22 protein-coding genes and 1 pseudogene are annotated in these 24,404 nt (G+C 64.2%); 15 read left to right on the top strand and 8 right to left on the bottom strand.

The genetic code is table 11. The annotated features are described in order from the left end of the window. Window positions 1–420 precede the first annotated feature (420 nt). The 6 genes and pseudogenes from ADADO0_RS16100 (at window position 421) to ADADO0_RS16075 (ending at window position 8,357) form a co-directional block, all read left to right on the top strand. Window positions 421–1,617: an ABC transporter substrate-binding protein gene (locus ADADO0_RS16100; RefSeq protein WP_511306189.1), complete on the top strand. Its 1,197-nt coding sequence runs from the start codon at window positions 421–423 to the stop codon at window positions 1,615–1,617. Between the two features lie 182 nt (window positions 1,618–1,799). After that, the gene (locus tag ADADO0_RS16095) at window positions 1,800–2,669 is read left to right on the top strand and encodes a branched-chain amino acid ABC transporter permease (protein WP_511306548.1); all 870 of its coding nucleotides are present in this window, start codon (window positions 1,800–1,802) and stop codon (window positions 2,667–2,669) included. A 2-nt stretch (window positions 2,670–2,671) separates the two neighbouring features. Continuing rightward, window positions 2,672–5,305 (top strand): annotated as a pseudogene (locus ADADO0_RS16090) (branched-chain amino acid ABC transporter ATP-binding protein/permease). 32 nt (window positions 5,306–5,337) lie between these two features. Further along, the gene (locus ADADO0_RS16085) at window positions 5,338–6,570 is read left to right on the top strand and encodes an amidohydrolase family protein (RefSeq protein ID WP_511306188.1); all 1,233 of its coding nucleotides are present in this window, start codon (window positions 5,338–5,340) and stop codon (window positions 6,568–6,570) included. A gap of 62 nt (window positions 6,571–6,632) precedes the next feature. Further along, complete coding sequence (locus ADADO0_RS16080) at window positions 6,633–7,847, top strand: amidase (protein WP_511306187.1); 1,215 nt, start codon at window positions 6,633–6,635, stop codon at window positions 7,845–7,847. 63 nt (window positions 7,848–7,910) lie between these two features. Continuing rightward, window positions 7,911–8,357 carry an RrF2 family transcriptional regulator gene (locus tag ADADO0_RS16075; RefSeq protein ID WP_511306186.1) on the top strand — a complete coding sequence of 149 codons (447 nt, stop codon included), beginning with the start codon at window positions 7,911–7,913 and terminating at the stop codon, window positions 8,355–8,357. A 7-nt stretch (window positions 8,358–8,364) separates the two neighbouring features. On the opposite strand, the gene otsA is transcribed toward ADADO0_RS16075, so the two are convergent. Together otsA and otsB are read right to left on the bottom strand one after the other, a co-directional pair. Further along, window positions 8,365–9,843: an alpha,alpha-trehalose-phosphate synthase (UDP-forming) gene (gene otsA / locus ADADO0_RS16070; RefSeq protein ID WP_511306185.1), complete on the bottom strand. Its 1,479-nt coding sequence runs from the start codon at window positions 9,841–9,843 to the stop codon at window positions 8,365–8,367. Window positions 9,844–9,845: 2 nt separating this feature from the next. After that, window positions 9,846–10,673: a trehalose-phosphatase gene (gene otsB, locus ADADO0_RS16065; protein ID WP_511306184.1), complete on the bottom strand. Its 828-nt coding sequence runs from the start codon at window positions 10,671–10,673 to the stop codon at window positions 9,846–9,848. A gap of 251 nt (window positions 10,674–10,924) precedes the next feature. Between otsB and ADADO0_RS16060 the strand changes: the two genes are divergently transcribed. Then, the gene (locus ADADO0_RS16060; RefSeq protein WP_511306183.1) at window positions 10,925–11,296 is read left to right on the top strand and encodes a hypothetical protein; all 372 of its coding nucleotides are present in this window, start codon (window positions 10,925–10,927) and stop codon (window positions 11,294–11,296) included. Between the two features lie 132 nt (window positions 11,297–11,428). Continuing rightward, a complete protein-coding gene (locus ADADO0_RS16055; RefSeq protein WP_511306182.1) occupies window positions 11,429–11,698 on the top strand; it encodes a YMGG-like glycine zipper-containing protein in 270 nt (89 codons plus the stop codon). Window positions 11,699–11,922: 224 nt separating this feature from the next. Here the strand turns inward: ADADO0_RS16055 and ADADO0_RS16050 are convergent, their stop codons facing one another. Both ADADO0_RS16050 and ADADO0_RS16045 read right to left on the bottom strand, forming a co-directional pair. After that, complete coding sequence (locus tag ADADO0_RS16050) at window positions 11,923–12,948, bottom strand: transglutaminase family protein (protein ID WP_511306181.1); 1,026 nt, start codon at window positions 12,946–12,948, stop codon at window positions 11,923–11,925. Window positions 12,949–13,047: 99 nt separating this feature from the next. After that, the gene (locus ADADO0_RS16045) at window positions 13,048–13,227 is read right to left on the bottom strand and encodes a DUF1328 domain-containing protein (RefSeq protein WP_511306180.1); all 180 of its coding nucleotides are present in this window, start codon (window positions 13,225–13,227) and stop codon (window positions 13,048–13,050) included. Window positions 13,228–14,129: 902 nt separating this feature from the next. Here ADADO0_RS16045 and ADADO0_RS16040 point away from each other — a divergent pair. Then, entirely contained in the window at window positions 14,130–14,381 is a 252-nt protein-coding gene (locus ADADO0_RS16040) for a NepR family anti-sigma factor (protein WP_511306179.1), read from the top strand. A 262-nt stretch (window positions 14,382–14,643) separates the two neighbouring features. Here the strand turns inward: ADADO0_RS16040 and ADADO0_RS16035 are convergent, their stop codons facing one another. The 3 genes from ADADO0_RS16035 to ADADO0_RS16025 form a co-directional block, all read right to left on the bottom strand. Continuing rightward, window positions 14,644–15,228: a sigma-70 family RNA polymerase sigma factor gene (locus tag ADADO0_RS16035; RefSeq protein ID WP_511306178.1), complete on the bottom strand. Its 585-nt coding sequence runs from the start codon at window positions 15,226–15,228 to the stop codon at window positions 14,644–14,646. A 235-nt stretch (window positions 15,229–15,463) separates the two neighbouring features. Continuing rightward, a complete protein-coding gene (locus ADADO0_RS16030) occupies window positions 15,464–15,730 on the bottom strand; it encodes a con-10 family general stress protein (RefSeq protein ID WP_511306177.1) in 267 nt (88 codons plus the stop codon). Between the two features lie 90 nt (window positions 15,731–15,820). Further along, entirely contained in the window at window positions 15,821–17,551 is a 1,731-nt protein-coding gene (locus tag ADADO0_RS16025) for a sensor histidine kinase (protein ID WP_511306176.1), read from the bottom strand. 248 nt (window positions 17,552–17,799) lie between these two features. Between ADADO0_RS16025 and ADADO0_RS16020 the strand changes: the two genes are divergently transcribed. From ADADO0_RS16020 to ADADO0_RS16010, 3 genes are all read left to right on the top strand, one after another. Beyond that, window positions 17,800–18,591 carry a response regulator gene (locus ADADO0_RS16020; RefSeq protein WP_511306175.1) on the top strand — a complete coding sequence of 264 codons (792 nt, stop codon included), beginning with the start codon at window positions 17,800–17,802 and terminating at the stop codon, window positions 18,589–18,591. A gap of 143 nt (window positions 18,592–18,734) precedes the next feature. Beyond that, entirely contained in the window at window positions 18,735–19,043 is a 309-nt protein-coding gene (locus ADADO0_RS16015; RefSeq protein ID WP_511306174.1) for a hypothetical protein, read from the top strand. 11 nt (window positions 19,044–19,054) lie between these two features. Beyond that, a complete protein-coding gene (locus tag ADADO0_RS16010; protein WP_511306173.1) occupies window positions 19,055–19,387 on the top strand; it encodes a hypothetical protein in 333 nt (110 codons plus the stop codon). A gap of 117 nt (window positions 19,388–19,504) precedes the next feature. Here the strand turns inward: ADADO0_RS16010 and ADADO0_RS16005 are convergent, their stop codons facing one another. Beyond that, window positions 19,505–22,306: a hybrid sensor histidine kinase/response regulator gene (locus tag ADADO0_RS16005; protein WP_511306172.1), complete on the bottom strand. Its 2,802-nt coding sequence runs from the start codon at window positions 22,304–22,306 to the stop codon at window positions 19,505–19,507. A 429-nt stretch (window positions 22,307–22,735) separates the two neighbouring features. On the opposite strand from ADADO0_RS16005, the gene ADADO0_RS16000 reads away from it, so the two are divergent. The 3 genes from ADADO0_RS16000 (at window position 22,736) to ADADO0_RS15990 (ending at window position 24,363) form a co-directional block, all read left to right on the top strand. Beyond that, entirely contained in the window at window positions 22,736–23,008 is a 273-nt protein-coding gene (locus tag ADADO0_RS16000) for a hypothetical protein (protein WP_511306171.1), read from the top strand. Window positions 23,009–23,132: 124 nt separating this feature from the next. Beyond that, the gene (locus ADADO0_RS15995) at window positions 23,133–23,615 is read left to right on the top strand and encodes a tellurite resistance TerB family protein (RefSeq protein WP_511306170.1); all 483 of its coding nucleotides are present in this window, start codon (window positions 23,133–23,135) and stop codon (window positions 23,613–23,615) included. After that, window positions 23,596–24,363, top strand: a complete 768-nt coding sequence (locus ADADO0_RS15990) for a glutamine amidotransferase (RefSeq protein WP_511306169.1) — start codon at window positions 23,596–23,598, stop codon at window positions 24,361–24,363. Before ADADO0_RS15995 ends, ADADO0_RS15990 begins: the two co-directional genes overlap by 20 nt. The last annotated feature ends 41 nt before the right edge of the window (window positions 24,364–24,404 follow it).

Below are 24,404 nucleotides of genomic sequence, written 5' to 3'. Positions count from 1 at the left end.
CGTGCTCCGTTCGCCCCCTCAATGGCATGGCAAGGGATGGCGCTCAAGACGGGGAGGTATTGTATACGATTTTACGGCGATTTTCAGAGCAAAATCCGCATCAGGGGCGTCAGCCGATCTGCCGTTTATTCAGGCAGGAGAAGATGCATGGCGATCGATGAAGGCCGCTGAAAGAGGGGTCGGAGACGAAACGCCGAGACACTCCCAGCAAAATCGTATACGATTTTGATTATTCATTGCGCACAAATGCACAAGGCTTAGGCGTTGTGTTTTGGCTTCGCACTGCACATGCGGTCCCGGCGGGAGAGAGACAAACCCGCCTGGAGTAAGGGAATCATCGTGGCGCTGGGCGGTTTTCGCGTGGTGGCACGCGCCTTGCGATGAACCGGTTCTGGCTTTTTCGGGAGAGGAACGACGAACATGGTCACGCCCATCCTTAGGTCCCGCATCGGGTCCCGCCTGCGCCTCGCGGGTTACGTTTTCGGCATCAGTGCGGCCCTCGCGCTTGCCGTTCCGGCGGTTGCGCAGGAGACCATCAAGGTCGGACTGGTCGCCGCCCTGTCCGGTCAGTCGGCCAAATCCGGCGAGGCAATCACGCGTGGACTCGAGGTCGCCATCGACCAGATCAATGCGGATGGCGGTGTGCTTGGTAAGAAGATCGAGCTGGTTCGTCGAGACGATGAAAGCAATCCGGCCAAGGGCGTCCTCGCCGCCCGCGAACTGGTCCAGAAGGAGAAGGTCGCGGCCTTCTTCGGCGGCATCGACACCCCGGTCTCGCTCGCCATCGCGCCGTTCGCCAACCAGGCTAAGGTTCCCTTCATCGGCGTATGGGCGGCGGGCACGAACATCACCCGCAACGGCGCGGCGGAAAATTATGTGTTCCGCGTCTCGGCAGTGGACGACCTCGTGGACGAGGCGATGCTCGACTATGCGGTGAAGACCTACAAGACCGCCAAGCCGGGGCTGATGCTGATCAACAATCCCTGGGGCGAGTCCAACGACAAGGGGCTCAAGACCGCCGCCGCCGACCGCAAGCTCACCGTCGTGGGCGCGGAGAAGTTCGACAACAATGATGTCGACATGGTTCCCCAACTGACCCGCCTGAAGGATGCCGGCGCGGATACCATCTTCCTGGTGGGCAATGTGCAGCCGGCAGCGCAGGTGGTGAAGTCGCTGGACCGCATGGGCTGGAATGTCCCGGTGGTCTCCCATTGGGGTCCGGCCGGCGGGCGCTTCACCGAACTGGGCGGTCCCAGCGCGGAGAAGGTGCAGATGGTCCAGACCTATTCCTTCTCGGGCAAGCTCTCCAAGACCGGCGAGACGGTTCTTGCGGCGCTCAAGACCAAGTATCCGCAGATCACCACGCTCGCGGACGTCACCCCGGCGGTGGGCATCGCCAACGCCTATGACGCCATGCACCTGCTGGCGCTCGCCATCACCAAGGCCGGCACCACCGACGGGCCGGCGCTGCGCAAGGCGTTCTACGAGATCGGCACCTATCAGGGCCTGATCAAGACCTACAACAAGCCTTTCACGCCCGAGAACCAGGATGCCCTGGGCAAGGACGACTACATCTTCACCCACTTCAAGGGTGCGGAAATCGTGCCGGTGAATTGAGCGATTAAGCTCCCTCCCCCCTTGAGGGGGAGGGTTGGGGGGGTATGGCGTCGCCAGCACCACCACAGAACCAAGCGGGGAGCTACCCCCCACCCTGCCCTCCCCCCTCAAGGGGGGAGGGGGAAATCGGCGGGAGAGGGGATGAACAACACCCAACAACAAGAGCCGAGGAGGCCCCCATGCTGATCGTCTCCGCCATCGTCTCGGGCCTCTCGCTCGGCGCCATGTATGGGCTGATCGCGCTGGGCTATCACGTCACCTTCGCGGTCTCGAACACCGTGAACTTCTCCCAGGGCTCCTCGGTGATGCTGGGCGCCGTGCTCTGCTACACACTCTGGATTACGCTTTCCTGGCCGCTTCCCGCTGCCATTCTCGGGGCACTGCTGCTGGCGGCGCTGTTCGGCCTTGCGGTGGAACGCTTCCTGGTGCGGCCGTTCGCCGAGCGTGGGTCCAACGCCTGGCTGATGGCGACGGTGGCGGGGGGCATCATCCTCGACAATGCGGTGATGTTCACCTTCGGCAAGGAGCCCCGCTCCCTGCCCTCGCTGCTCGCCCAGAAGCCGGTCAGTCTGTTCGGCGCTGGGGTCTATCCGCTCCAGCTTGTCATCCCGGTTGTGGGCATCGCCATCGCGGTCGGCCTGCATGTCCTGCTGCGCCACACCCGCGCGGGCAAGCGGCTGCTGGCCTTGGTGCAGAACCCGTCCGCCGCGCGGCTGATGGGCATTGATGTCAGGCGCGCCATCGCGCTGTCGTTCGCCGCCTCGGCGGTGCTTGCGGCGGTCGCGGGCATGCTCATCGCGCCTCTGCTCTCAGTTTCCTCCGACATGGGACTGATGTTCGGAATCAAGGCCTTCGCCGTCGCGATCCTGGGCGGCATCGGCTCGGCCTCCGGCATCATGATGGCGGGGTTCCTTTACGGGCTGGCGGAAGCCCTCATCACCTCGTTCCTTGGCTCCTCCTACACCCAGATCCTGGTGTTCTCAGCGGTCATCGCGGCGCTGGCCTTCATGCCCAACGGCCTGTTCGGCCGGGCGGCGGTGAAAAAGGTCTAGGGATGCGCCGCTTTCTTCTTCCCGCCGCCATTCTGGCCGGTGCCGCGCTCATCGCCGGCTTCGCCTTCACTTGGGAAAGCTACACGCTGTTCGTGCTGGCCCTGGTGGCGCTGACCGTGATCGTCGGTGTGGGGCTGAACATCCTGCTCGGCCTCGCCGGCCAGGTCTCGCTCGGCCATGTCGGTTTCTACGCCATCGGCGCCTATGTCTCCGGCATCCTGATCCTGAAAGGCTGGGACTTCTTCGCCGCGCTCCCCGTGGCGGTCCTGGTGACCGGCGCGATTGGCGCCTTGCTGGCGCTGCCGGCACTGCGCGTGAGCGGGCCGTATCTCGCCATGGTGACGATCGCCTTCGCCTTCATCGTCGAGCACGGGCTGATCGAATGGAAGGATGTGACCGGCGGCGCCAACGGGCTCATGGGCATCATGCCACCCACCCTCGGTGGCCTGATATTCGCCGAGCGGGAAATGGCGCTGCTCTCGCTGGCGCTCGCCACCTTGTCGCTGCTCGGCTTCTGGCTGCTCTCGCAAAGCCGGCTCGGCCGGGCCATGCGAGCGGTGCGTGACAGCGAAGTGGCGGCGCAATCCATCGGCCTCAATCCGGTGGGTCTGAAGACGCTGGCGTTCGCGCTCTCGGCCGCGCTCGCGAGCCTTGCGGGCGCGGTATTCGCGCCGCTGCTCATGTTCATCAGCCCCGGATCGTTTCCGTTTTCCCAGTCCATCCTGTTTCTGTTCGCGGTGGTGGTCGGCGGGGCGGGCACCGTGCTCGGCCCGGTCATCGGCGCCCTGGTGGTGACGGGCCTGCCGGAACTGCTGTCGGGCCTTGCGGAATATCGCCTGCTGCTGTTCGGCGTCATGCTGCTGGTGGTGCTGTGGATCGCCCCCGAAGGCATTGTCGGTGCCATCGCCCGCCCACTGCGCCGGCTGGACCCGCGCCCGGCGAAAAACGGGCTTTCAAGCCGACGCCGATGTCGCCGCTTTTCTGCGGCCCCAAACTCCGGCGCCGCTGGAGGTGAAGGGCCTCGGCATTTCATTCGGCGGGGTGCAGGCGGCCCGCGATGTCTCGTTCAGCGCCCTGCCCGGCGCAGTCACGTCGGTGATCGGCCCGAACGGGGCCGGCAAGACCACCGTGCTCAACATGATCGGCGGCTTCTACAAGCCCGCAGCCGGATCGATCCGCCTGGGGGACGGCCCCGATCTGGCGGGCGCGCCCGCCTACAAGGTCTCCCGGGCCGGCATCGCCCGCACCTACCAGACGACGCAATTGTTCGGCACGCTGTCGGTGCTGGATAACGTGCGGATCGGCTTGGCGCAGGCCAAATCTCTTTCTCCCTCTTTGTCTCCCTCCCCCCTTGAGGGGGAGGGTCGGGGTGGGGGGTATGGCGCCGCTCAGACCACCGCTGCCGGACTTAGGGGAGAGATACCCCCCACCCTGCCCTCCCCCCTCAAGGGGGGAGGGGGAAAAACGGAACGTCCTGCGCGACTTAGACATCGCCGAAGCCCTTCTCGCTTTCGTCGGCTACGCCGGCCCCATCGCGGCGCGTGCCGATGACCTGCCGCATGTGGACCGGCGGCTGGTGGAGATTGCCCGCGCGCTGGCCACCCGACCACGCGTTCTTCTGCTGGATGAGCCCGCGGCCGGCCTGATGCGGGGCGACAAGGACGCCCTCGGGCTGCTGCTCCGGCGGATCGCGCAGGCGGGCATCGCGGTGATCCTGGTGGAACACGACATGGCCATGGTCATGGGCGTGTCCGATCATGTGGTGGTGCTGGACGCCGGTCGGCCGATCGCGGCGGGAGCGCCTGGCGTGGTGCGCGAGGACCCGAACGTCATCGCCGCCTATCTCGGCGGCACCAAGTCCCGCGCCCGTGGCCGCGCGGCCCCCTGGTCCGGCCCGCAGGATGCCGTGCTCTCGGTGGTGAACCTGTCCGCCGGCTATGGCGCGGCACCGGTCCTCGAGAACGTGAATATCGATGTGCGCCCCGGCGAACTGGTGGCGCTGCTGGGCGCGAACGGCGCCGGCAAGTCCACCATCATGAAAGCAGTGAGCGGCCTGCTGCGGCCGGTGTCGGGAGATATCGTGCTGCGCGACGCGCGCATCAGCGCCCTGCCCGCCCATCGCATCGCCCCGCCGGGGCCTCGCTTTGGTGCCGGAGGGCCGGCAGGTCTTCCCCGAACTGTCGGTGCGCGACAACATCCTGCTTGGCGCCTCCGCCCGCATCGATGCGCCGGACGCAGCGACGCTGGAAGCCGAGCTTGAGGCGCAGCTTCGCCGCTTCCCGCGCCTCAGGGAGCGGATTTCCAGCCGCGCCGGCCTGCTCTCCGGCGGCGAGCAGCAGATGCTTGCGTTGGCGCGCGGGCTGATGGCGCGGCCCGACATCCTGCTGGCCGACGAACCCTCCCTCGGCCTTGCGCCCGCGATCATCAACGAGGTGTTCGACGTGCTCGCGGAGCTGCGCGAGGAAGGCGTGACCATCCTGCTGGTGGACCAGATGGCGGCGCTCGCCCTCACCGTGGCGGACCGCGGCTACGTGCTCGAATCCGGCCGCGTCGTGAAGACCGGAACCGCAGACGAATTGACCGGCGATGCGGCGCTCGAAGCCGCCTATCTCGGCGCCCGCCCTGCCCCGCACTAATTGCCCCCATTCGCATTCAAGGAGTTTCCATCATGGCGTTCGACCAGATCTTCCGAAACGCCCGCATTGCGGGGCGCGAAACCGAACTCGTCCAGATCGGCATCAGCGGCGGCCGCTTCGCCGCCATCGACACCACGCTGGAGGCGGACGGCCCCTCCGAGGACTTGGGCGGACGGCTGGTGGTGCCGGGGTTCTGCGAAACCCATATCCACCTCGACAAATCCTGCCTGCTGGGTCGCTGCACCTGCCAGAAGGGCACGCTGGACGAGGCGATCGCGGCGGTGGCTGCGGCGAAGAAGGAATTTACCGAGGAAGACGTCTACACGCGCGCCTCCAGCACCCTGGAAAAGTCCATTCTCCAGGGCACCCAGCGCATGCGCACCCATGTGGAGGTGGACCCGCGCATCGGCCTCACCTCGGTGAAGGCGCTGCTAGAACTCAGGAAAGCCTATGCCTGGGCCATCGACCTCAAGCTCTGCGTCTTCCCGCAGGAGGGGCTGCTGGACGATCCCGGCTGCGAGGATGTGATGGTCGCGGCGCTGGAACTGGGGGCCGACGTGGTGGGCGGCGCGCCCTATATGGACAAGGACAGCCACGGCCAGATCGCCCATGTGTTCGCCCTCGCCAAGCGGTTCAACGTGGACATCGACTTCCACCTCGATTTCGGCCTCGACCCCTCCCATCTCGACCTGCTGGAGGTCTGCCGCCTCGCAGAGGAAACCGGCTGGAGCGGGCGCGTCGCCATCGGCCATGTCACCAAGCTCTCGGCGGTGCCGGAGGCGCGGCTGATGGAGCTGGGCAGGCGCCTCGCGCAAGCCGGCGTCGCGCTGACGGCCCTGCCCGCCACCGACCTGTTCCTGATCGGCCGGGAGTACGACCACAAGGTGCCGCGCGGGGTTGCCCTGGCGCACCGGCTGAAGGAGATCGGCGTCACCACCTCGCTCTCCACCAACAATGTGCTGAACCCCTTCACCCCGTTCGGCGACTGCTCCACGGTGCGGATCGCCAACCTCTATGCCAACGTCGCTCAGGTGGGGACGCCCGCCGGCATGGCGGACTGCCTGGACATGGTGAGTTCCTCCTCGGCCAAGTTGATGAACCTTGGGGATTACGGCATCGCGGTCGGCAATCCCGCAGACCTTGTGGCGCTGGATTGCGAAAGCCGCGCCCAGGCCGTGGCGGAACTGGCACCGACGCTGTTCGCCATAAAGGGCGGACGGCGCACCATGACGCGCCCTCTGCCGACCTTGCATTCGCCGGGGTGACAACGCCGGCCCGATGACGCAAACACACTCATCCCAGGATTTTTGCCTGGGATGAGGACCCATTGAATTCTTCGCGTAACGTGAAAGCCTGCCTTATGCCCGTCACCGATACCCTCAACGCCTTCGTCGCCCACGGCCTGTTCGAGCGCGCGCCGACGTCTGACGGCCCGCTTTCCGGCCGGACTTTCGCGGTGAAGGACTTTTTCGACGTGGCGGGCATACCCACGGCAGCCGGCAGCCCGGACTGGCTCGCCTCCCACCCCGTGCCGCAGAAAAGCGCCTCGTTGGTGGACAATCTGCTGGCGGCCGGCGGCACGCTGGTGGGCAAGACCCACACCGATGAGCTGGCCTGGAGCCTGAACGGCGAAAACCACCATTACGGCACGCCCATCAACCCCGCCGCGCCGGGGCGCATTCCCGGCGGCTCGTCGTCGGGCTCGGCGGCGGCGACATCAGGCGGGCTGGTGGACTTCGCCATCGGCTCCGACACCGGCGGCTCCATTCGCCTCCCCGCCAGCTATTGCGGCGTTATCGGGATGCGCCCGACCCATGGCCGCATCCCGATCGACGGCGCGGTTCCGCTGGCGCCATCTTATGATTCGGTTGGCTGGTTCGCGCGCGACCCCGATTTGTTCGCGCAGGTTGGGGCGGTTTTGTTCGGCGGTCTGGCGACGGTGGGCGCGCCCGGCCGCTTCCTGATCGCGAGCGATCTGTTCGCGGCGGCCGGCGCGGAGGTCGCGGCGGCCCTTGAGCCGGCGCTGGCGCAGGCTGTGGCTCTGTTCGGCGAAATGCAGACCATCGATCTGGCGCAGGGTGGCCTGCCGGCCTGGCGCAATGCCTTCCGCTTGGTGCAGTCCGATGAAGCCTGGACCTCCCATGGCGCGTGGGTGGAAGAGGTGCGCCCCCAATTCGGCCCCGGCGTGCGGGAGCGGTTCGCTGCCGCCGCCCATCTCGATCCGGCAGAAGTCGCGGCGGCGCAAGGGGTTCGGGCCGAGGCGCGGGCGCGCATCAACGCGGTGCTGGGCGAAGACACCATCATTGTCCTGCCCACCGCGCCCGGCATCGCGCCTCTGCGCGACACCCCCGGCGACCAGCTTGAGACCTTCCGCGCGCGGGCGCTGGAACTGCTCTCGCCCGCGGGACACGCCGGCGTGCCGCAGATCTCCCTGCCACTGGGCACGTTGGATGGCTGCCCTGTCGGGCTCTCGTTCATCGCCCCCTACGGCAAGGATGAGATGTTGCTCGCTATCGCCACGGCGCTTTTAGAAAAGAAATGATTATATAGAGCCTGTTGACCGGGCGCGGCGGGCGCCCCATAAGCCGCCGCGTCGAGGTTTTTAATGCTGACGAAAAAGGGAAAGTACGGTCTCAAGGCGGCGGTCTTTCTTGCGCGCCTGCCCCCTGGCGGGTCGGTGCAGGTGGCGGAGATCGCCGATATCAACCACATCCCGAAGAAATTTCTCGACGTCATCCTCAACGAACTGCGCAATGCCGGCTTCCTCGCCAGCAAGAAGGGCAAGCTCGGCGGTTACCGCCTCGGCAAGCCAGCCGACGAAATCATCGTCGGCGAAATGATCCGCGCGCTGGACGGCCCCCTTGCACCTTTCCCCTGCGCAAGCCGCAACGCCTACATCCCATGCGAGGATTGCGACGTCCCCAATTGCGAGGTGCGCCGGCTCATGGTGCGCGTGCGCGATGCCATGGGCACCGTGCTCGACACCTACACGCTGGCGCAGATGCGCGACCTCTCGGAGGACCAGATGAAGTCCTTCGTGGATTACATCTGAACGCGGCTCACCGCTGAGGGCCGTGGACCCCATGCCAGCCGCTATATCCCGCCCCCTGCAGCATCGGTCGCGGCAGGGGCAGCGTCGGGGCCACCGATTTTTCGGGCTTTTCCGCAGGAATCAACGCGTCTAGGAACGACTCGGCCCATTGGTCGATGTCCTGCCGCAGCAGCACCGTCATCATCCGCTCATACCGCTCGCGTCGTTCTTGCAGCGGCATGTCCAGAGCCCGCTTGAGCGCCTGGGCCATGCCTTCGGTCTCGTGCGGATTGACCATGAGGGCACCGCACGACAATTCCGCCGCCGCGCCCGCGAATTGCGAGAGGACCAGAACGCCGGGGTCGGCCGGGTCCTGCGCCGCGACGAACTCTTTGGCGACGAGGTTCATGCCGTCGCGCAGCGGCGTCACCATGGCCACCTGCGCGGCGCGGTAGAAGCCGGCGAGGGCGGAGCGTGAATAGGTGCGGTTCACATAGCGCAGCGGGGTCCACGCGACATCGCCATAGGTGCCGTTGATCTGGCCTGCCTTGTGGGTGACGAAGCGGTCCATCTGGACATATTCCGGCACTTCGGTCCGGCTTTTCGGCGTGATCTGGGCAAATGTCACCTTATCGTGCCATTCCGGCGAGGTGCGCAGCATTTCCTCATATGCCTCGAGGCGATGGGGAATGCCCTTGGAATAATCCAGGCGATCGACGCCGATGATCAGCTTGCGATTGCCCACGCTCTGCCGGAACGTCTTGACGTAATTGGTGCGCCCCGCATGCCGGGCGCGGCGGGCAAACGCCTCCGTCTCGATGCCGACCGGAAAGGCGCCGACGATGACGCGGCGCCCGGCGACCTCGTAGACGCCCGGCGTGCTGGTCTCCTCACCACCCCGGGTGACCAGGTAGCGGCCGAAATTGTCCCGGTCATTCTCGGTCTGGAAGCCGAGAAGATCATAATGGGCCAGGGCACCGAGGGTCTCCCCATGGCGCGGCAGCGTCTGGATCAACTCGGGCGGTGGCATGGGGATATGCAGGAAGAAGCCAATGCGGTTCTTGTGCCCGCGCTCGCGCAGATATTTCGCCAGCGGCATCATGTGGTAGTCGTGCACCCAGATGACGTCGTCGGGCTGGATGATCTTGGAGACATGCTCGGCGAAGAGCCGGTTCACTCTGATATAGCCGGACAGGTCGGCGCGCTGGAATTCTGCGAGATCCACCCGGTAATGCAGGGTCGGCCATAGCACGCGATTGGCGAAGCCGTTGTAATATTCCTGGTAATCGCTGTCTTTCAGATCGATCACCGCATATTTCACCTTGCTCCTCGTGGTGACGATGGGACGATCCGAGGGTTCCTCAGTGATTCGGCCGCTCCACCCGAACCACACGCCGGAGCGATTCTTCAGCGCCGCATTCACGGCCACGGCCAGACCACCCGCAACCGCCTTACCGCCGGCCTGGGGGACCGCGACCCTGTTGGAAACCAGAATAAGGCGCGACACGATCAATCCCTCCGTTCGAAGAAATGGGCGAGGTGCTTGACGAGCGCACGCACGTCCTCGGCTTGGGGCAATGTGAAGTCGGCACCAGGCAAGCGCCGACCGATTGAAATGGCAATCCCGTCCAATTCGCGAACGGCGGCGAACCCGGCTTCGTCAGTAACATCGTCGCCGATAAAAACCGGGGTCCGCCCGGCAAACGGCGGTTCGGACATGAAGGCACGAACGGCGGCACCCTTGTCGTGGCCACGCCGCTTCACCTCGAACACCATGCGTCCCGGCAGCACCGTCAGGGTGCGTGCATCTGCGCTCACCACCTTTGCGATGCGGTCCTCAAGCACAGAGGCGATGCCCGGATCGTTGCGGTAGTGCAGTGCGACGCTGGCGCCTTTGTCCTCAACCAGCACCCCGGAGAAGGTCGCGGCGAGTGCCTTCAGCGCGCTGCGGATGCCCTGCGGGAGATCCTCGACCAAGGACATCTCGCCGCCAGGCCGGCGGCGGAATTGGGCGCCATGGACGCCGGACACAGACATCTCCAAAGGCTGGAACAGCCGATCGAGCACAGCGACCTCTCGGCCGCTGACCAGCGCCACCGCGCCATCACTGGCGGCAGAGAGCCGGTCGAGATCATCCACCAGCATCTTGGACACGTATACTGCGTCGGGATGGGGCGCGATATCGATCAGCGTGCCGTCGACATCAAAGAAGAAGGCGGTGCGCGAGGGATGGAGCAATGCAGCAACATCCTCGAGGGAAATCTCGACCAAAGCTTCGCCGGAGGCGCCCGCCGGAGCGCGGAAATCATGCACGGAAGACGGCATCGGGAAGGACATGGGCCGGAACGCGCCTCTCAAAAGCACCCGGCAATCCCTCACAAAATCGACTGAGACATGCCTATGGCGCTTGGATGGATGCAGTTAAAACCCCAAGCTTCGCCTCAGGTTCCATTTCAAACGATCAATAAAAAGCCATGATGCGAAAAGCAGCGCAGTCTGCACCACAGGAATTGTTGCAGCGCCCGCTGTCTCTGACCGGAACCTTCGCCGTCAATCGGCGTTTCCTCACCGCCATACGGAGACAGCTTATGTTCGGAATGGGATCGCGCTCTTCAACCCACGACATCGCGCAGCGACTCGAAACGCTACGGCATGACGTGGCCCTGCTTGGAGAAGCGTTGGCGGATGCCGCCGAAGAGACGACGCGTGGCCCTCGCAAGAATGCGCGACGTTATGCCCACGACACTGTGGAAGGCTTGACGGCCCACGCGGAGGAATTGGGTTCGCAGGCCGGCGCACTGGCCCGCAGCGGCCTCTCGGCTGCTATAAAAGGCCAGCGCCAGCTTCGCAGCGAGTTCGACGAAGCTGCGGAGCGTACACAGGATTTGGTTGTTCGCCACCCCGGTCCGGCGCTGTTTGCTGCCCTGGGGGGTAGGCTTGGTGGCGGCACTTGTGCTTAGCTTGGTGGTGCAGAAGCCCCACCGGCAAGGTGGATCTTCGCGAGGCGGAATTGTCCGCCGACCGTCTGCGAAGACGCGTTAAATCGGTCGGACCATCCCGGCACAGCCGGCGAGAAGGATGTGGAGAATAAAATGAGGGCGGCAATCATCGTTATGGCGGCGGCACTGGCCCTGGGCGGATGCAGCCAATACTCCGAATCTGACCGCGCCGTCGGCGGTGGTCTGATGGGAGCGGGCGCAGGCGCACTGATCGGCGGCCTTGCCACCGGCAGCGCCGGCGGCGCAGTGGTGGGCGGCGTCCTCGGCGGCGCGACCGGCGCCATCGTCGGCGCGGCAACCACCCCGAAGGCTTGCTGGGCGCGCGACGCTTACGGCAATTCCTTCCGAGTGGCCTGCCCCTGAGCTATTTCGTCCAACGGGCGAACTGAAACACGACGACAAAACGGGGCGCCTTGTGCGCCCCGTTTTATTTTAAACCCGCGTGATTATTTTTGAGCTGGCTGGAACCGGACGGCCCGCTCGGCGTTGATCAGGTGTCGATCACTGTCATCGACGCCTCCAGGTATACTGTGACGGCGGGCTTGCTTCGGTAGCCCGCCGTTTTTTTTGCTGCCATTTTTTGGCCGTCAGGCCACCCGGTCGGATTCGCCCACGCGCTCATCGCGGGCGTCCTCTTCGTTTTCCGCTACGACCTCTTCCGGGACCTCTTCGATAAGCTCTTCCGCAATTCGCGTATCGTCCTCGTCGTCGCGGATATCGAGTTCGACCGGCGTGCGGGTGGAGACGAACACCTCAACATCCATGGCGATGAAGGCATTGGCCGCGCCGGAAAACGTACCGACGATGGGCGAGGCCTGCCGCGGATCGCGCACCACTGCCACCCGCACCAGATGGTCGGTGCCGATCAGCGCGTTGGTGGGGTCGAAATCGATCCAGCCGGCGCCGGGCAGGTAAACCTCGGCCCAAGCATGGGTCGAGCCCGCACCCCGGATTTCCTCGCAGAGATCGATATTGAGATCCAGATGAGGGGTATAGAGGTAGCCCGTAACGAAACGTGCCGCGAAGCCAAGCTCGCGAACCGCCTCGATGAACAGCAGTGCGAAGTCCCGGCAGGTGCCGGAGCGAAGCTGAAGGGTCTTATCGGGGGGCTGGGTGCCCTCCTCATACCGCGCATTATAAGTGAAATCGTCTTTGATCGCGGCGTTGATGCGCTGGAGCAGATCAAGCGTCCCCACGCTCTCGCCGAGCGTTATGAAGGTGCCGACCCACGCTTTCACCTCACCATTGTCCTGGTGATAGCGGGTGAGCATCTGCGAGGCATCGAAGCGATCGTCGCTGTCATAGACGAAGGGGTAGGTGGCGGCTCCCGGCTCAAGGAGCACCTCCAGCTGCGGCGCGGCGTAGCTGTCAAGTTCCAGGACGCTTTCGATCCGAAGCTCACTGCCCGGTCCGTCGAAATCGACGATCGCGATGGAATTTCCGAAAACGTCGTAGATGTATTTGACAGTCCCGGTCGGCGAGAGCGTGATGGTCGCTTCGTGCAGACGAAGGCCGTGACTGTCGCGGGGACGCAGCATGAGCCGGTGCTGACCGAAGTGCACAGGCTCGGCATAACGATAAATAGTTCTGTGTTCGACGGTCAGGCGCCGCATAATTAACCGCTTTCAGTTCAGGCCCGGACAATAGGCCCCCGGAGCCCCGGAGGCCATTGTCCTTTTGCTAACTTGATGCGGCTGTAGCGGGGTGAGGGATCAATTGATCCGCGGCCCGCGGCCGCGCAGAAGGCCGAACACGGCAGAAATCAGGAACAGAACGATTGCGACGAAGAAAATGATCTTCGCAATGCCAATCGCAGTGCCGGCAATGCCGCCAAAACCAAGAACAGCGGCGATCAGCGCCACGACGAGGAACGTGAGAGCCCAACCCAACATGACGTTATCTCCTATCTTGCTAATTCATGACGATAATGGGGGCACGAATTGCGCCCGTGTCGGCCACGGTGTCTGAGATGACCTCAGCGAAACGTCGCCGCGTGTCTTGAAAATGAAAACGTAGCAATGGAGATTCCGGTTCCGCAGGATACCGACGAACTCTGTCCATCCCCCTGATGGGGCATCCGTACTGACTCGACGCGCCGAACGAATGAAGCGGCCCAACCGCGCGCGAGGCAGCGAGAAAACATGCCTTTTTGCCGCAGGAACCTAAAGCGAGGCCGTTCGTTTGGATGCGAAAGCCTTGATCCAATCGAGCTTCAAAAGTGACATTCGACCGCGTGACCCGTGCTGCATGAAAAGGTGTCGGATTTTTTGCGTCAGCGACCAGACTCCCTGGAACAAAGAGCCTTGAGAGTCGTTTCCAATCGACAAGGCTTCTGAAGATGGGAGGACGGCAATGCCGATGCCTCGGAACAGCGACAGAAACAGCGGGACGTCGATCCAGGATTGGAAACCGACATCTTCGCCTCAAGGCTATGACCAACCGGAGTTCGAGCCCGCCGCAGCGGCGCGAGATTACCGGCGCCAGCGCGAGCACGGCCCTGATGACGAGCGCAGGCGCCTGCGGAATGCGAGCGCGGCGATGGATGGTGAGGGGCCCCAGACGGAGGGGCCTCACATTAAAAAGGACGAGAAATGGGACGAGGACGACGCCATGACTTCTCCCCCCGTCTCTCGCCTTTATCGAGACTGACGGCCGGGCTTGTTAGAAGCGCACCGCAGAGCTACCGTTTAACCTCCCGTGCGCGTGGATGGGATGTGGGTTTTGAATTGAGCCCACACCGTTTCGTGCCAGCAATCGAAGATCTTCCATGCGACAGCAGCGGCCAGACCTTCCCATGACGCAAGACCAGAAAGAGGGAGGCGTAATGCGGGCCCCTCACAGGCGGGATATTTCCGCGCGCCAGGATCTCCTGGGCAAGGAACTCCGGCAGTTGTTCGACGACTACACCAATGAAGATGTGCCGGATGAGCTGATGAAGCTCGCCGCACAGCTTCAGGGAGCGTTCGAAACTCGCCCAGCCGACACGCCGGGCGAAAACGAACCGTCCGATTTTGCCGACGGACATGCGTCCGGCAAAGACGACTGATCCTCGTCGATGGTTTGCAGTTTGGTCCGCGCGACTTTCGCGCGGGCTTTTTTGTGCTTGGTTGGACACTGAATAATAGCTCGTCCGTCTCTGCCAGCTGGCAGAGATCGCTGGTTTTCCAGCCGGCCTGTTTAAGACGGCCCGCAGAAGACGCACCCGGAGCCAAGCCGACCACAGCCACGCAAAAACAAACCGCCCACCGGTGGGCACCGGTGGGCGGCTGTTTATTCTTCAGAGAATTTGCCCGTGAAGGGCAGCACGATCAGCTTCGCGCGGCGGATGAAATTCGCGCAGCCGACATGGCAAGGGCATCGCCTTCGACCACATCAGCGGTCTCCTCGGCACCCATCAGCACCAAAAGCTTGGCACGGGCGCGGTTGACGCGGCTCTTGATTGTGCCGAGTGCGCATTGGCAGACATCGGCCGCTTCCTCATAGGAAAGCCCAGCAGCACCCACCAGTACCAGAGCCTCGCGCTGGTCGGCAGGCAGCAGTTCCAAGGCTTCCTTGAGACTGCGCAGCGTCACCGCCCATTCCTGCCCCGGACCCATGTTGGAATCCTGCTGAGACAAGGTGGAGATGCCGTCGGTCTCACGCCGGCGCTTGCGGATCTCGGTGTAATAGGTGTTGCGCAGAATGGTGAACAGCCAAGCCCGAAGATTGGTGCCCGGATCGAATTTGTCGATGTTCGACAAGGCCTTGAGAAGTGTTTCCTGCACCAAGTCGTCAGCCTCTGTCCGATTTCGCGTCAGCGAACGGCCAAAAGCGCGAAGCGCAGGAAGCAGCTCCAGAACCTGAGAGCGTAGATCCGCCGCGTCTTTAGCGGATGTCGTCTTGGGCAGATTCATGGGGCTTCTGCTATCCGTTTCCTCTGGATGAAACACGCTGGCTCCCCCTCGCGCAATCCCGCGCCCCCGGCGCATGCCCGTCCGCGAGGCGCTCTTGCGAACGCTTCAGCGCGACGAACGTGGATCGGGGACTGCTTGTCGACCCTTCCATGAAGGACACAACGCCTCGATCCGCATCGAGTTCCATTTCGCATCAGAAATGTTGCCCGCGCAGAGTACCCTCCCCGTCGCCGCGTCAGGAGCGACCAGTATGGGAGGCCTGCCCGCCCTTCTGTCCGGCCTGCGATGCAAGATCCCGGTCGCGTGAGAAGCTGCGATCCTCATCGGCGACGCTCTGGCCGCCTTTGCGGCCGGCTGCGGATGCCAGCGCCCGATCCTGGGAGAAACTGCGCTTCTCCGCCGGCACGCTCTCGCCGCCCTTGCGAGCGATCGCCCGCTGCTTTTCGGCGTCCATCGCCGCAAAGCCGCGATTGGAGGTGCCCTTCGCCTTTGTCTGTGCCATCCCGTTCTCCTTGTTTTGGACCGCGCTGCACTTGCTGTCCAAAGACAAACGGCGAGGGCACGCTACGGTTCCGATCAAAAGGCAAAGGGATCAGGAGGGCTTGCGAATACGAGGGCTGAAGCGGACTTCCACCTGAGATCCGCCGGGGGTCTGGGTGGTGAGAATGCTGCCCGAGAGCTGGCGCGCGAAACCGTGGGCGAGCGGCGCATTCGCTTCCTCCAGCCGGTCGCCGATGGCGTCCGATACGTCGATCCGCAGGACGAGGCACCCCTCCTCCTCCATGCCCCGGATCGCCATGCGCACCGGCTGGCGGGCCTGCGTATTGGCGATGATCATCACCATTTCGGTGAGCAGGAGGGCGAGCGGGACGGCAAGGTCGGTGGGCAACGCAACGTCTTCGGCATCCACCACGATCCGGACATTGCGCTCTACCGCGACTTCGAGCAGCGCCGCAAGCTCGCGCAGAAGCTCGCGTGAGCGGACCTCCGAGCCCTCGTTTACCTCATAAAGGAGCCGGTGGACCACCGCCAACGTGTTGACCCGCATCCGCAACTGGTCGAACCGCTTGCGGTCCTCCTCGCCCTTGACGCCGGAGCCGTAGAGGCTGAGCAGGCTAACCACCACCTGGAGGCTGTTCTTGATGCGATGGTGGATTTCCCGCACCATTGCGGTCTTATCGGCTAGGGCCTCGCGCAGCTTGCCGTCACGCTCGCGGATCGCGAGCGCCATGTCCTCGATGGCATTTCCCAGCACGCGGAACTCGCTCGGCGCCTGGTCCATGCGCGAGGGACGGAAGCCGTAATGCCCCTGCGCGTACACCGCTGTGACGCGCCGGAGATAGAGCAGCCATTGCAGCACCATCCGGTCGGTGGCGAGCCAAATGGCGACGATGGTGAAGATCAACATGAAGATCGGCAGCACGAAGCTTACCGCCACATGCAGTGTGGTCCATTGGAAAAGCTGGTCGCTCGGCTGTGCGAACGCCACCAGCAGGTCGTGCCGATCGAGCGGCGCCACCGCATAACTCCAGGAGCGCCCGGCCTCGTCGCGGGTCTCGCCCAATTGCCCGACATTGGCGGCGACGGCACTGGGCACGAACAGGCGCTTGCTGACCGCCGGGGCATTGGAAACCAGTTGCTCCCCGTCGGTATCGACCACCGCCGCGACGCCCTGGCTAAGCGGGGTTTCCCGCTTCAAGAGATTGTCCAGCCAGCCGGCGTCGATGCCGATGGAGAGCGCGCCCTCGAAATCCCCGTTCGCGCCATATAGTGGCAGCGTCCCCGCCACGATCTCGGCGCGCGTGATCGGGCTCAGGAGGCGTTCGCTGAGCGTAAAGGACTTGGATGCCTTCGCCTCGATCCACCAGCGGCGTTGCGAGATGTCCAGCCCGACCGGCGAGAGGGCGGAGCAGCGGATCGCGCCATCGGGGCCGACCAGCGCAATGTTGGAGGCGAACGGCAGGCTCAGGGTCGCGCCATAGAGAGTGGCGGCGCATTCCCCGCCCCCGCTGCGCACGGCCTGAACATTCTTGAGGGCCTGGAGCACGTTCTCGGCCGAGGCGAAGACGTTCTGCTGTGTGCCGGCGGCGGCAATCGCGCCCTGAAGCAGGCGGTGCTGCGCCTCCTCGGTCGCGCGCCGCAATTGCAACACGCCCTGGAGCATGCTGGCGCAGGCGATGGGAGCGATGGCGATGAGAATGACCAGGATGAGGCCGCGCCGCACGCTGTCGAGTAAGTGCCGGGGATGCCCTGCCGCAGATGCGAAGATGGCGGCGCGCTCGCGATGGCGCGCCCGCGCCGCCTCGCCTGTCACCCACCGCATTCCAACTCCACCCTTTCGCTTCGCTGCCCGGCGCCGACGGCGTCCGTCGCATCTCAACCTGCAGCTTGGCCTTCTCAATCCATGTAACCGCTCTGGCGGTCCAACGAAACAATTCTCAATCTGGTGCTGGCTGCTGTTTTCACGCGCGTCTGCGGGTATAATGCTTGAAATGCCCAGCGGTTCCTTAGCCCTGGGAACTTTTCGCGCACAGCCGCGTTATTGCCGACTTTGTTCGAGGTAAGAGGCGCATGGCCCAGCAACAGCTCTTAAAGCAGCTTCCCCTCCTGCGACGCTATACGCGGGCCCTTCTGGGCAGCCAGAAGGCCGGCGATACGTTGGTCCAGGAGACCCTTCAGTCGATCATCGACGGCCGCGTCGCCGTCGCGCACGATCTGTCCCCGCGCGTTGCCCTCTACAAGGCGTGTCAGGAAGTCTGGTCGCGTCGTCCCAGCGGGGCCTCGCTTGGTGCGAGCCGTGCCGACCAGCGGCTCCAGCAATTGGGCGCGGTGTCCCGCGTGGCGCTGCTGCTCACGGCCATGGAAGGCTTTTCGTTCGCCGAGGCCGGCTCCATCCTGTCCATTCCGCTGGACCAGGTGGAAAGCCAGGTGATCGCCGCACAGGCCGAGATCGACGCACAGCTCGCCACCCGCGTCCTCATCATCGAAGATGAATGGGTGATCGCGCTCGATCTGAAAACCCTCGTCACCGAACTGGGCCATGAAGTCGTGGGCGTCGCGCCGACCCACTCCAAGGCGATCGAGTTGGCGAACCAGGGCAATTTCGGCCTCGTGCTGGCCGACATTCAACTGGCGGACGGCTCGTCCGGCATTGATGCGGTGACGGACATCCTGCAGAGCTTCAATGTTCCGGTGATCTTCATCACCGCCTTCCCGGATCGTCTGCTCACCGGCGAGCGCCCTGAGCCGACCTACCTCATTACCAAGCCATTCCTGAGCGAGAACGTGAAGGCGACAATCGCCCAGGCGCTGTTCTTCCATGAGGCGCGCGATCACTCAGAGCCTGCAGCCCGCATCGCCTGATTTTTCTCGGGGGACTTCAACGTCCCCACAGACGATTGTGCGGGGACGGCAAAGCCCCCGCCAGGAACCAGCCCAGCCAGAATGCGTTTCGCCCATGCGCTGCCGTTCCGGCGGCGATGCGCAGCGAACATCGGAGAGAACTCATGGCGGACACGCCGAACCTGAACCCCGGCTCGGACTTCACCAGCGATGCCCATATCGCGGAACTGAAGGCCGATATTGCGACCCTCAAGAGCGATCTCGCGCAATTGGTGGAAACCCTGGGCCGCACCGCGCGCCACAGCGTCGATGGCGCGACCGGCGAGGCCGAAGCGGCAATCGGGGAAGTGACAGACTGGGCCGAAACAAAGTATGAAAGCCTGCGCGAGAGCATCCAGGCACAACCGCTTGCTGCCTGCGCTATCGCGGCCGGGCTCGGCGCTCTGCTCGGCCAGATCCTCTTCCGCCGATAAAGGGAAACCCCGTGGCCCTACGCGCCGGTCTGTTGTTCGTTGCCGCCGGTCTGGTCTGGATCGGCACGGTGTTTTTGGGCATTGGCCTTTACCAGGCCCTGCTGCTCTGGCTTGCGCCATGGGCCGCGGGTCTGCTGACGGGTCTCGCCGGCTTCCTGCTGGCGGGCCTGGCTGCTCTCATCGCCAAGCCGTCCCGTCGGCGCACGGCATCCATGGGCGCCATGCCGTTTGGCGCTGCGACCGAGACGGTTTCCAGGGCGGTCGAAAACCACCCGCTGGCAGCCATCGCGGCGGCTGCGGCCGTCGGTTTGATCCAGTCGCTAATTTTCGGCCGGAGGCGCTGAAAAAAATCGCGTCACCCTAGGAACCCAAAGAGCGAAATTGGGTTTCTTCACCGAGTGGCGGACGCGACGGAGGTGCCCACCCCCTTCCCCCCTCCCCGGCTTTCGTTGCGTTCGCCCTCACTCCCCGAATTTGAAACCGAAACCGCCCAGCGCTTGCCGCAGGGCGGCGCTGTCGTATGGCTTGCCCACCAGAGCGATATGCGTATCATCGGCGAACAGTGCCTGAAGCTCCCCCGTGCCATAGCCTGAAGCCACCAGGATTGGCAGATCAGCCCGAAGGACGCGAAGTTTCTCCACAAGCGCGTCGCCCCGCATGTCGGGAAGACCAAGGTCCACCACAGCGGCAACCAGAGTGGCGCTGTTTGCCTCGGCAAACGACAAGCCGGCAGCGGCGGTGGCCGCGAGGCTGACCTCGAAGCCTTCGTCTTCCAAAATCTGGCGCGCCACCATGGCGACGAAAGGCTCATCCTCCACGAGAAGGAGGAGACCCAGCGGCTCCGGTTGCTCCAACACGTCTCTGACCTTTCCGGCAAGTTCATTCTGGCTGAACGGCTTGGTGAGCAGTTTCACGCCCTGATCCAACCGCCCGTGGTGGACGATTGCGTTGCGTGCGTAAGCTGTGGTGAACAAAACGCGCAGTGTCGGCATGAACTCAACGGCGCGTTCAGCAAGCACGCGGCCGTTGATGCCGCCACCAAGATTCACATCGGTAAACAGAAGATGCGGCCGAGCGCCATCTTCAAGGAGACGCAGAGCCTGTTCGCCGCTGTTCGCCTCTATAACATGGTATCCAAGATCCGATAGGGTGGAGACTGAGTACCTGCGAACGGCTGTCTCATCCTCCACCACGAGAATGCTTGTATTGGAAGCCATGCGCGGCGGCGGCGCAGGGTCCACAGGCGCCGGCTCCACAGTGTTGAGCGACTTGAGACGCGGCAGGTAGACCTTGACCGTCGTGCCCTGCCCGGTCTCGCTGTAGATCTTCACATGCCCGCCGGATTGCTTCACGAAGCCATAGACTTGGCTGAGCCCGAGGCCAGTTCCTTCGCTCGGCCCCTTCGTGGTGAAGAATGGCTCGAACGCCCGCTCGCGTACGTCCGGGCTCATGCCGGAGCCGGTGTCGCTCACGCAGATCAGCACATACTGGCCCGGCGCGACCTCTTCGTGGGTGGCGGCATAGGCTTCGTCCAGATGGGCGTTGGCCGTCTCGATGGTCAATTTGCCGCCGGCCGACATGGCATCGCGCGCGTTGACCGCCAGATTGAGGATCGCATTCTCCAACTGGTTGGGGTCGATCTCAGCCGGCCACATGCCGCCGGCCAGGACGGTTTCCACCATGACCCGCTCTCCGAGCGTCCGGCGCAGCATCTCCGACATACCGGTCACGAGGCGATTAACGTCGGTCGGCTTAGGATCGAGCGGCTGCCGGCGGGAGAAGGCGAGCAGGCGCTGGGTCAGCACCGCCGCCCGCAGCGCACCCTGGCGGGAATAATCCAGGAATGTGCGAATCTCGGTATCGGTGACGGGGATCCGGCGCTCCGCCGCCTCCAGATTGCCGATGATGACAGTGAGCAGATTGTTGAAATCGTGTGCCACACCGCCGGTGAGCTGGCCCACGGCCTCCATCTTCTGGGCCTGGCGAAGCTGTTCCTCCGCCTTCACCCGCTCCTCGATCTCGCCTTTGAGGCGAGCATTGGTTTCCAGCAGTTCGGCCGTACGCTTCAGGACGAGGTTTTCCAGTTCCTCGCGGGAAGTGGAGAGGGCCTCGCGGGCACTCACGATTTCGGAAATATCGGTGCAGGTGCCGAACCAGCGTTGCACCTTTCCGTCCGCGCCCCGCACCGGCGTAGCGCGGCAAAGGAACCACTTGAACGTGCCCTCCACTGACCGCAGCCGATATTCCCGGCCGAACGGTTCGGACGTCTCGAGCGCGGCTTGCCAGTATTTCAGGGCTTCGTCCCGATCGTCGGGATGGAGGAAGGCGTTCCACTCAAGTGACGCCTGACCGAACGGACTGCCGGTATATTCGCCCCAGCGGTTGTTATAATAGTCGCCCTTGCCTCCCGCGTCGGCGGTCCAGACCATTTGCGGCACGGCCTCGGCGAGGTCGCGGAAACGCTTGACGCTTTCCGCTAACGCCCGCTCGGCAACCTTGCGCTCGGTGATCTCGATGACGGTGATGCCCACCAGGCTCACCTCTCCGGACTCGCGCACGGGGAAGAAGCCGGTCAGCCAATAGCGCCAGACGCCGGGGGATGCCGGCACCTCGCCCTCGATTTCGACACTGGAGATGACCTCTCCGGTCTCGAAGACGCGATCGATGTATCCGTTGACCGAGACAGCATAATCGGGCGCGAAATCCGCGACGGTACGACCCAGATGATCCTCGATGGCCGCGCCATTCAAGGTGGCGACACGCTCATTCACGCGCACAAAGGCATGAGTCGCGTCAAAAAAAGCAAAGCCGACCGGGGCATGGACCAGCAAGGCTTCGAGGGTGGCGAGCGCGGACTCCTGAGCTGCTGTGGTCTCGACCAGTCGATCCTGCGTCTGCTGGAGAGCGTCCAGCGCGCGGCGCAGGGCCACCGCGATGAAGCACAGCACCAGCCCGTTCACGAGGAAGGAGCCGAGCGTGATTACGGCCGGGCTCAGCGCGGGAAAATCCTGCCAGACCTCGACCGGCACCAGCGCGGCGTTCGCCACCAGCGCGCCCAGCAGGCCCAGCACGCCGATGGTCAGGCCGCCGAGCAGGGTCACGAGCAGAATGGCTGGGAGCTGGAAAGCGAACGGCGCGATCTCACGCAGGGACAAAGACAGGACAAATCGCAGCGCGAATACCGCGCCGATGACCACCACCGCCATGGCAAGGCGCCATGCCAACGATCTCTGGCGGGACAGCAACTGAACAAGAATCGCCACGCGCCAACACCTCGGGGCCGTCTGTTCGCAGGACCCTGCGCGCGACGCAGGACGCGCCAACATGCCTTCTAGCCGCCCGCCAGACAACCCGAGGGGACAGGCTTCAATTGGGTTCCCATACTGGCTTTTCCAGGCAAACGGGAGGCCGTCTGAGCTTCGCTATTGGTCAAATCCTTGTTAGCTCCTGCGCGCTCAAGTTAAGATCAAGCTTGTATTCCGCGCCCCGGCGGCGGGTTGGAAATCCGCATTCGTTCCAGATAAATGTGATGAAACAGAACGTCTTATTCGCTTGTTACCCTGCCATACGCGGCATCTGCGACCTATTGCAGAGGTCCGTGTAGAACGACCCAAAGACGGACCCATAGCGGTTCATGTTCCCGCGTCCCATCTGATAGCCAACGGGATGGGCGCCCCAGGCGGAGACGAGAGATGACACTTCTGAAGACAGGCGGAGCGGCGCTGAGCCTGCTGCTGCTGGCCGGGGCTGTGATGGGACCGGCACAGGCGCAGACCCGCTATGTGCCCGTGCCCCAGGTTCCGTCCCAGGGTGTCCCTGGACAAAATCTGGCCCCCCCGGCGCCGCGTCAGAATCTGGCGCCCCCGCCCATGCGCACGCCGCGCCCGGGCGAGGGGGATTCCACCACCCGCATTCAAAGCGACTACAATAGCCGCTTGCCCTCCCCCGCAACGCCGAGCCGGTAAACCGCAGCACGAAAGCAACACTTCCCGAAGAAGTTATTGGCAGGACGCGGATTTCCGCGTCCTCGCTTGTTCCCCCCGCGGTTTATGTGGCACCACAGCATAAGCTGCGCGACCAGGGGGCCATATGTTCCGCGTGCTCTCCGACTTCATCGCCGAGATCACCGGCGGCCACCGCGACGCCAGCGCGTTCGAGGAGAACGACTATCGGCTCGCCGCCGCGGTCCTCCTGGTTCACGTCATGTCTATCGACGGCGCCGTGACGCCGGCCGAGCGCGCCGTGGTCCGAACAATTCTCGCCGAACGCTTCGAGTTGAGCGAGAGCAGCACCGAAGCTTTGGTCGAACTCGCAATCGCCCGCGACGCCGAGGCGGTTGACCTTTATGCTTTCACCAGCATTCTCAATCGCGCGGTCGACGAAGAGGGCCGCATGCGCGTGGTGGAGATGATGTTCGAGGTGGCCTACGCCGATGGCGGGCTGACCGAGTTCGAGGACAATCTCGTTTGGCGGGCAGCCGAATTGCTGAACGTGGGCTCGCGCGACCGAGTGCGCATTCGCCGCGAGGTGCGAGAGGAGGCGGAAGGGGACATTGGATCGCGAGATAGCTGACGAGCCGCCGGCCGAGGAGATCAGTGGCGCCGCCGCGCCCGACGCCGGCCGAATCCTCGTCATCATGCATCAGGCGACCTCGGTACCGGGCCGCATCGGGCATCGGCTGGAGCAGCGCGGCTATCGTCTTGACACACGCCGGCCCGCCATCGGCGACCCTCTTCCCGATCATCTGTCCTCCTATGCTGGCGTCGTGGTGTTCGGCGGCCCGCAGAGCGCCAACGACACCCACCCCTATATTCGCGCCGAAATCGACTTCGTTGGCCGCGTCATGGCGCAGGACAAGCCGCTGCTTGGCGTCTGCCTCGGCGCGCAATTGATGGCCGTGCAACTCGGCGCCAAGGTCGACCGCCACGCCGAAGGCCTATGCGAGCGCGGCTATTATCCGGTGCGGCCGACCCCGATCGGCAATAGCCTTCTGCCCTGGCCGAGCCATGTCTACCACTGGCATGCGGAGGGCTTCGACCTGCCCCAGGGCGCGGACTTGCTGGTGGAGGGCGACGTTTTCCCCAACCAGGCGTTCCGCCACGGCAAAAACGCCTATGCGCTTCAGTTCCATCCCGAGGTCACGCAGCAGATGATGTGCCACTGGACGGCGCGCGGTGCCGAGCGCCTCAAGCATCCCGGTGCCCAGCCGGCGGAGGCGCATCTGGAGGGCTGGTCGCGCTATGATCCGGCCGTCTGCTTCTGGCTCGACAAATTCCTTGATGCCTGGATGGGCCTGACCTTGGCTGATCGCACCTCGTGACCTCAGCGCCCCAGCAAAACGGCTCCGGCCTCTCCGGCACG

Source organism: Aquabacter sp. (assembly GCF_965279295.1).
Lineage (GTDB): Bacteria > Pseudomonadota > Alphaproteobacteria > Rhizobiales > Xanthobacteraceae > Aquabacter.
This window is presented reverse-complemented; position numbering and strand designations above follow the sequence as displayed.

What these genes read in the sequence shown, in the direction of transcription:
- ADADO0_RS16100 (WP_511306189.1), top strand. Translation starts at nt 421, where the DNA reads ATGGTCACGCCCATCCTTAGGTCCCGCATCGGGTCCCGCCTGCGCCTC.
- ADADO0_RS16085 (WP_511306188.1), top strand. Translation starts at nt 5,338, where the DNA reads ATGGCGTTCGACCAGATCTTCCGAAACGCCCGCATTGCGGGGCGCGAA.
- ADADO0_RS16075 (WP_511306186.1), top strand. Translation starts at nt 7,911, where the DNA reads ATGCTGACGAAAAAGGGAAAGTACGGTCTCAAGGCGGCGGTCTTTCTT.
- otsB (WP_511306184.1), bottom strand. Translation starts at nt 10,673, where the DNA reads ATGTCCTTCCCGATGCCGTCTTCCGTGCATGATTTCCGCGCTCCGGCG.
- ADADO0_RS16060 (WP_511306183.1), top strand. Translation starts at nt 10,925, where the DNA reads ATGTTCGGAATGGGATCGCGCTCTTCAACCCACGACATCGCGCAGCGA.
- ADADO0_RS16055 (WP_511306182.1), top strand. Translation starts at nt 11,429, where the DNA reads ATGAGGGCGGCAATCATCGTTATGGCGGCGGCACTGGCCCTGGGCGGA.
- ADADO0_RS16050 (WP_511306181.1), bottom strand. Translation starts at nt 12,948, where the DNA reads ATGCGGCGCCTGACCGTCGAACACAGAACTATTTATCGTTATGCCGAG.
- ADADO0_RS16045 (WP_511306180.1), bottom strand. Translation starts at nt 13,227, where the DNA reads ATGTTGGGTTGGGCTCTCACGTTCCTCGTCGTGGCGCTGATCGCCGCT.
- ADADO0_RS16040 (WP_511306179.1), top strand. Translation starts at nt 14,130, where the DNA reads ATGACGCAAGACCAGAAAGAGGGAGGCGTAATGCGGGCCCCTCACAGG.
- ADADO0_RS16035 (WP_511306178.1), bottom strand. Translation starts at nt 15,228, where the DNA reads ATGAATCTGCCCAAGACGACATCCGCTAAAGACGCGGCGGATCTACGC.
- ADADO0_RS16030 (WP_511306177.1), bottom strand. Translation starts at nt 15,730, where the DNA reads ATGGCACAGACAAAGGCGAAGGGCACCTCCAATCGCGGCTTTGCGGCG.
- ADADO0_RS16025 (WP_511306176.1), bottom strand. Translation starts at nt 17,551, where the DNA reads ATGCGGTGGGTGACAGGCGAGGCGGCGCGGGCGCGCCATCGCGAGCGC.
- ADADO0_RS16020 (WP_511306175.1), top strand. Translation starts at nt 17,800, where the DNA reads ATGGCCCAGCAACAGCTCTTAAAGCAGCTTCCCCTCCTGCGACGCTAT.
- ADADO0_RS16015 (WP_511306174.1), top strand. Translation starts at nt 18,735, where the DNA reads ATGGCGGACACGCCGAACCTGAACCCCGGCTCGGACTTCACCAGCGAT.
- ADADO0_RS16000 (WP_511306171.1), top strand. Translation starts at nt 22,736, where the DNA reads ATGACACTTCTGAAGACAGGCGGAGCGGCGCTGAGCCTGCTGCTGCTG.
- ADADO0_RS15995 (WP_511306170.1), top strand. Translation starts at nt 23,133, where the DNA reads ATGTTCCGCGTGCTCTCCGACTTCATCGCCGAGATCACCGGCGGCCAC.